Here is a 6,000-nt window from a genome sequence, read left to right as displayed (position 1 = left end):
TACAAACTGTTGATCATCGACGAGGTCGGCTACCTGCCCTTCGATGCCGATCAGGCCAACCTGTTCTTCCAACTCGTCGCCCACCGCTACGAACAAGGCTCGATCCTGATCACCTCGAACATGCCGTTCGGCCGGTGGGGCGAGATCTTCAACGACGACATCGTCGCCGCCGCCATGATCGATCGACTCGTCCACCACGCCGAAGTCCTCGCTCTCAGCGGAGACTCCTACCGCACCCGTTCCCGGCGGGAACTCCTCACAACCACGCCCGAACCGGGCAAACAGTAAAAACACAACCACAGGGGGTCAATTTTCGGACGTCGAAAAGGGGTCAGATTTCACCCGCCGTTGACCCTATCACCAGGGGCGTCGGGAATATCTCGAATCGGTCCTCGCGACCATGGGAAAAGGCGGAGACGTGCAGCGGCTGGCTCTGGCGCTGACGATGAAAGACGCGATGAAATTCGGTAACCTGCGTTACGAGTTGGTGCGGGCGAGAGTCGACAAAAATGGATCGTATTCGGGATATCGGCATCGAGAGTTCGATATCCGATCGACAGAAGCTGACGATAAAGTCAAGGAAACGAACGGAGATTCTAGCTGATGATAGACATTGAGCGGTGGCACGAATGGGACCCGGCTTATGTGACGATGAGGCTCGCTGGGGCTCGACGCTCTCTTGACGTCTCCTTGACGATGGACCGTCCGTGGAATAGCGACCGGATTCATTATCTTCGGGATGAGTTACTGGATGTGTGTGTGTGGTCGTTGGTGGGTTCGGGTGGTGTGGTGGGGGAGGAGGTGTGGTCGATGTTGGATGCGGCGTGTGAGGTGACGCGGGTGCAGTTTGCGCGGGCGTCGTTGCCGAAGGGTGAGCATCGGTTGTCGTTTTCTGTGTTGGGGCGGGAGTTTGAGACGGGGTCGTCGGGTCCGAATCCGCGGACGACTACTTCGGGGTGGTTGTATGCGTTGTGGTTGGGGTTGGTGGCGCGGGATCGGGGGTTGTTGGATGTGTTGCGGGATTTCGAGCCGGAGTGGCGGGCTGCATCGAGATCGGAGGGGATGTGGTCGGATCCGTACGGCGAGCAGTGGGCGCTGGCGTGGCAGATGTTGTTGCGAGGTGAGCGGGGGGAGCCGGTGGCGCAGCAGGTGTTGGAGGCGATGCGGTTGACCGATCCGGAGTTGGCGCCGGTGGCGGGTGCGGAACTGGTGTTGCAGGTGGATTGGCCGTCGGTGCGGTTGTTGTGGGATGTGGTGTCGGGGAGCGGTAGTGAGTTTCGGGGTGATGTGCGGACGGCGTTGGAGGCGAATAAGGAGTATTACACGCGGCCGGTGGAGAATCGGGTGCGTGAGGAGGAGGGTTTTGTGCCGTGGCGGGTTTTGGGTCCGGTGTGTGCGGCGGTGGATTCGGATTTCGAGGTGGGGGTGGAGTCGCAGTATTTGCCGGCGGCGTTGTTGTATGAGCGTCGGGATCGGTTGCGGTAGCCGTCGCCGACTCGGCGCGAAGTCAGACCTGAGAGCCTGAATCGACGCGCCCCAGGCCGAGGTTTCCGAGCACAATGCCAATGGCCGCGCGCATGTCGGTGGCTTCCACCCGCATGAGGTGCTCGGCATCGAGATTGTCGAAGTCCATGCCCGGATCCTCGGACAAGCGATATTCGCGCTCTTCCTCGGCGGCTTCGACGATGTTGCGCACGAACCTGCCGTTGCCCGCCCGGTCGATGTTGCGTCGGGGTAGCCCGCTCTGGTCGATGGACTCCGTGCTGAACAGCGGCTCGCACGCCGCAACGAGGTCGTCCAGTGCGTCATCGGCCAGCACCGAATCCCGCGACTTCGCGATGACCTGGGCGATCTGCCCGAGTTCGGTTGGGGTGTAGGACGGGAAGCGGATTCGCTTGGCGAAGCGCGACGCCAGACCGTCGTTGGCCGCGAGGAAGCGATCGATCTCCCCGTCGTAGCCGGCGATGATGACAACCAAGCGGTCGCGATCGTTCTCCATCCGTGCCAAGAGCGTGTCCACGGCCTCCCGCCCGAAGGCGTCTCCGCCGGATAGCCCGCTCTGGATGAGTGTGTAGGCCTCGTCGATGAACAGCACACCGTCCATCGCGGTGTCGATCAACGCCGACGTTTTCAGTGCGGTACTACCCAGGTGCTGGCCGACGAAATCCTCACGCTTGGCCTCTACGACAGTGGATGTCTTGAGAATGCCCAGCCCGCAATAGATCTTGGCAACCACACGCGCGATCGTCGTCTTGCCGGTACCGGGCGGACCGGTGAAAGCCAGGTGATTGCTCCGTGAATTTGCTGCCAAACCCTTTTCGGCACGAACCTTGGCGATCTTGGCCGACGACTGCAGTTTGGCGACCTGCGTCTTGACCTCGTCGAGCCCGATCTGGGCGGCCAGTTCCTCCTGGGCTTCGGCGAGTAGCTTCGCGCTGCGGTCGGCCTCCTCGGCCGACACCTGGAGACGCGGATCGGGTGCGGAGTTCGGATCCCAACGGTCCGTGCGGGACTCGATCGTGGCGCGATCGGTGATCACCAATCGGTACTTGGGATCATTGAGCGCCGCCGCGTTGGCCTCGAAGGTGGGCTTCTCGGAGTAGACACGTTCGAAGATCGCGCGTGCGTCCTCTTCGCGGCTCATCTCGCGCAAAGTCAGTCCGCGGCAGAACTCGGCGTCGGTGACTGCGGCGGGAATCGGTCCCTCCGCTGCGGCCTCCAGTCTGCGGATACCCTCTCCGAAAAGGCCGAGTTGCGCGCAGGCCGAACCGACCATGAGGTGCGCACCGCACTTGATGTACTCATCACAGAAGGACGCCGATTTGTCCAGTGCGGCAAGCACGTCGGGCCAGCGCTGGGTGGTGAAGTGCAGGATGCCGCGAACGTAGGCGCAGATCTCGTCGGAGTGCCGATCGCGTTCGGGCATGTTCGGGCGGTACCGGGCCAGAGTGTCCAGGGTGATTTCGGCCTCCCCGTATTCGCCGTCATCGATCAGACCGGCGGCGTGGGCGAGCCAGATCTCGGTGAAGTTGGCCATCGGGTAGTCGATGTAGAGTCCGGTCTGAAAGCGTCCGCCCAGTTCCCGCGGCGCCAGACCGAGCCGGCGCTGCTCGCGGAACAGGGTGGTGGTGGACGTCCGATAGAGGTTGTAGCGCACCTCGGAGGTCACCTCGCCGCACGCGGCGCGACCCAACCATGCATCGCACATGTCGGGGTCTCGTTCGGTGGCGCGAGTGAAGGCGCGAAGGGCATAGCTCTCGTCGCGTTCGGTCTGCAGTCCGTCGATCGCTATACCCAGGGACAGCACACCGGCATCGAAGACCCGCTGCGCATCGCGTGTGTTCTGGCTCATATTTCCGTCCGTCGGTATCGGATCTCCGGGTGGCGGCGCACCATCCCGAAGCTGTTGGACACGTTGCCGGCGAGTTCGAGGAACGCCTGCTGGGTGGGCGCCTTGAGATGTGTGAAGTCGATTGCCGAGCCCTCGGCGAGATGCTGGTCGAACGGAATCAGGTGAATCGAATTGCATCGTGCGGCAAAGTGATCAACGATCTTGTCGACCTTCACCTGGCCCGTTTGCGGGCGCGACGAACTGAGGACCACGTGCGCCTCACGCACCAGGCGCCCGTAGCCGTGGGAATTGAGCCAGTCGAGTGTGGCCGAGGCACTGCGGGCGGCATCCATTGCCGGGGTGGTCACCAGGACGATCGCGTGGGCGAGATCGAGAACCCCACCCATCACCGAGTGCATGATGCCGGTACCGCAGTCGGTGAGAATGATGTTGTAGTAGCGCGCAAGGGTATCGATGGTGCGCCGGTAGTCGGCCTCGTCGTACGCGCTCGCGGCTGCCGGGTCTTGCTCGGAGGCAAGGACTTCCAGACGACTCGGTGATGTCGAGGTGAGGTTCGACACCGCCGCGTAATGATTGATGGGTCCCATGTTCAGCAGGTCGCGAACATTGGCCGCGGTCCGGCCCGGAATCCGATCGGCAAGTGTGCCGCGGTCGGGATTGGCATCGAGCGCGATCACGCGGTCCCCACGCACAGTGGCCAGCGCCGAGCCGAGGCCCACAGTGGTGGTGGTCTTGCCCACGCCACCCTTCATCGACAGCATGGCAATCCGGAAGTCGCCGTTGATCGGCCGCCGGATCTGATCGATCAGGTGTTGCCGCCGTCGGGCCGCACGAGAGTCGCCCGGATTGACGTGACCTGAGGACGCGGTGAACACTGCGCGGCGCCAACCCGCTTGCGGTGCTTCGCTTCTGCGATCCCGCTGATGGGCTTCGTCCAATGACGGTACGGCGTCGGGTTGGCGCGACAGGTCTGACGGATACGCCGGTGCGGGCGCCGGAACAAACGGTGGCGCCATGGGCGCCGAACTGTCCGGCGCCGGGACGTTCGGTATCGGTCCGTTCGGTATCGGGCCGTTGGGTCCGGGGTGCTGCGGCGGCGGGCCCTCGTACTGCGGGGGACGATAGCCGGGCGCTGGGTTCTGAGGTTCCGGGTACTGGGAGGTTGAGTACTGCGGTGTCGGGTAGTGACCGGAAAAGTCTTGTGCGGGTGGCGGGGCGGGTACGTGATGGGCGGGAGGCTGGTACCCGGGCCACGGAGGTGCTGGGTGCTGATGAGCAGGGGAAAAGTGCCCAGACTGGGCGTGCGGGACAGGCTCGGCGTGGCGCGGATGAGGCGTCACGGGATCTGTCGTCGGCGCGGCGGTCCGGGGCGGCGGCACCGGACGTTCCGGAGTGCTGGGCGGTGGTGTAGATGCTTGTGGGGCAGCGGGGTAGGGCACCGAGGTCATCGACGTCTGGTCGATCGGTGGTTCGGGCGAAGGCGCGGAGGGTGGACTGGGTGGCGCCTGTGGTGGGAGCGGTACGAGTGAGCCTTGTGTCACCCGGTCCTGTTCGGTGGGCTCCAATGGCGTGGGGCTCTGTCCGATTGCATCCTGCTGCCACGGCGGTCGCGCGGGGCGTCGACGGCGGCGGGATGCGGGCGCCGGAGCGGGCACGGGGCCAGGTTGTGGTGGCGTATCCGGACGGTGCGCGGCCTTCGCCTCCGCTTCTTCGGGGCCGTCCGATGGGTCGCCGTTCTGCGCACTCTCGGATGGTGTCGGGAGGGCGGCGAAGTCGCCGGTGTCGTGGAGTTCGTCGCGGTCCCGGGTGATGTCATGCTCCGGGAGGCTTTCGGGACCGGCGGCATCGAACGGAACATTCTGCGGGGATTCGTCGATCGGCTCGTCGGCGAGCGTCGGAATGGTGAGATCCGGGTGCGGCTCCGACTCCACCTGAGTTCGATCGAGTCGCGAGAGTAATTGTGCTGCACGAATTTCGATCTCGTCGAGATCGCTTTCCTCATCTGCTTCTGTCTCGGTGCGCTCGGTTTTGGACGGGATGACGATTTCGTCTGCGGGCGCATCGCCGGACTCGGCGGAATCGCTGTCGGCCGTGTCGGTGTCGGGAGAGCTCAGTGGCATCCACATCGCACCGAAGCCCAGATCGTCGTCGAGCGGCGGGTCGACCCTCGCGGAGCCCGGCGATTCGGGCAGCGTTTCCGCGTCACCGGCTCCCGACTCGTCGAGGGCTGCGGGATCGTCGATGACGGACGTGTCGCGTGGGCCGGCACCGAAAACCGCCAGCAGGGGATTGTCCTGGTCCACCTGCTCGTCGGCGCCGGTGGTCCCGCCGCTGGGCGGCGCCGCGCCGGCTCCGCCGAACAGTCCGGCAAATGGATTGAAATCTGGGCTGGTCGGGTCGTCCTGAGGGCTGACGGGGCGTCCGGCCGGCGTGTCGGTGTTTCTCGGCGTGGCGTCCGCATCGGACAAGCCACCTTCGGTGGTCGTTCTTGTGTCAGAACGGTTGGTGCTGAAGCGATTTGCCTCGTCGTCCGGAGACCCCGACAGCCACGGAGGGGTATGTGACTCCCCGTGATCGTCTGCAAGCATGTGTACCCCGTTCGACGCATCGCACCTTCGGCGGCGCGTGTTCTGACCTCAGTCGACTGT

At 64.3% G+C, this 6,000-nt stretch carries 4 protein-coding genes; 2 read left to right on the top strand and 2 right to left on the bottom strand.

All coding sequences use genetic code 11. The features are described from left to right. Positions 1–288, top strand: a 288-nt coding sequence (locus ACLQ3C_RS20540) for an ATP-binding protein (RefSeq protein ID WP_425706953.1), incomplete at its 5' end; no start/stop codon positions are given. A 315-nt stretch (positions 289–603) separates the two neighbouring features. Beyond that, positions 604–1,485, top strand: coding sequence for an immunity 49 family protein (locus ACLQ3C_RS20535; protein ID WP_425706952.1), 882 nt, complete (start codon positions 604–606; stop codon positions 1,483–1,485). Positions 1,486–1,507: 22 nt separating this feature from the next. Here ACLQ3C_RS20535 and eccA read toward each other — a convergent pair whose 3' ends face one another. Continuing rightward, positions 1,508–3,352, bottom strand: a complete 1,845-nt coding sequence (gene eccA, locus ACLQ3C_RS20530) for a type VII secretion AAA-ATPase EccA (protein WP_425706951.1) — start codon at positions 3,350–3,352, stop codon at positions 1,508–1,510. Continuing rightward, positions 3,349–5,820 (bottom strand): AAA family ATPase, encoded by a 2,472-nt coding sequence (locus ACLQ3C_RS20525; protein ID WP_425706950.1) that lies wholly within the window; start codon positions 5,818–5,820, stop codon positions 3,349–3,351. The genes eccA and ACLQ3C_RS20525 overlap by 4 nt, the downstream gene beginning before the upstream one ends. Positions 5,821–6,000 lie beyond the last annotated feature (180 nt).

The sequence above is a fragment of the Gordonia sp. DT30 genome (assembly GCF_049844915.1).
Classification (GTDB): domain Bacteria; phylum Actinomycetota; class Actinomycetes; order Mycobacteriales; family Mycobacteriaceae; genus Gordonia.
Note: the sequence above shows the minus strand (reverse complement) of the source record. Positions and strands in the feature narration are given on the sequence as shown.

Coding starts and splice junctions, on each gene's coding strand:
- ACLQ3C_RS20535 (WP_425706952.1), top strand. CDS start 604: ATGATAGACATTGAGCGGTGGCACGAATGGGACCCGGCTTATGTGACG.
- eccA (WP_425706951.1), bottom strand. CDS start 3,352: ATGAGCCAGAACACACGCGATGCGCAGCGGGTCTTCGATGCCGGTGTG.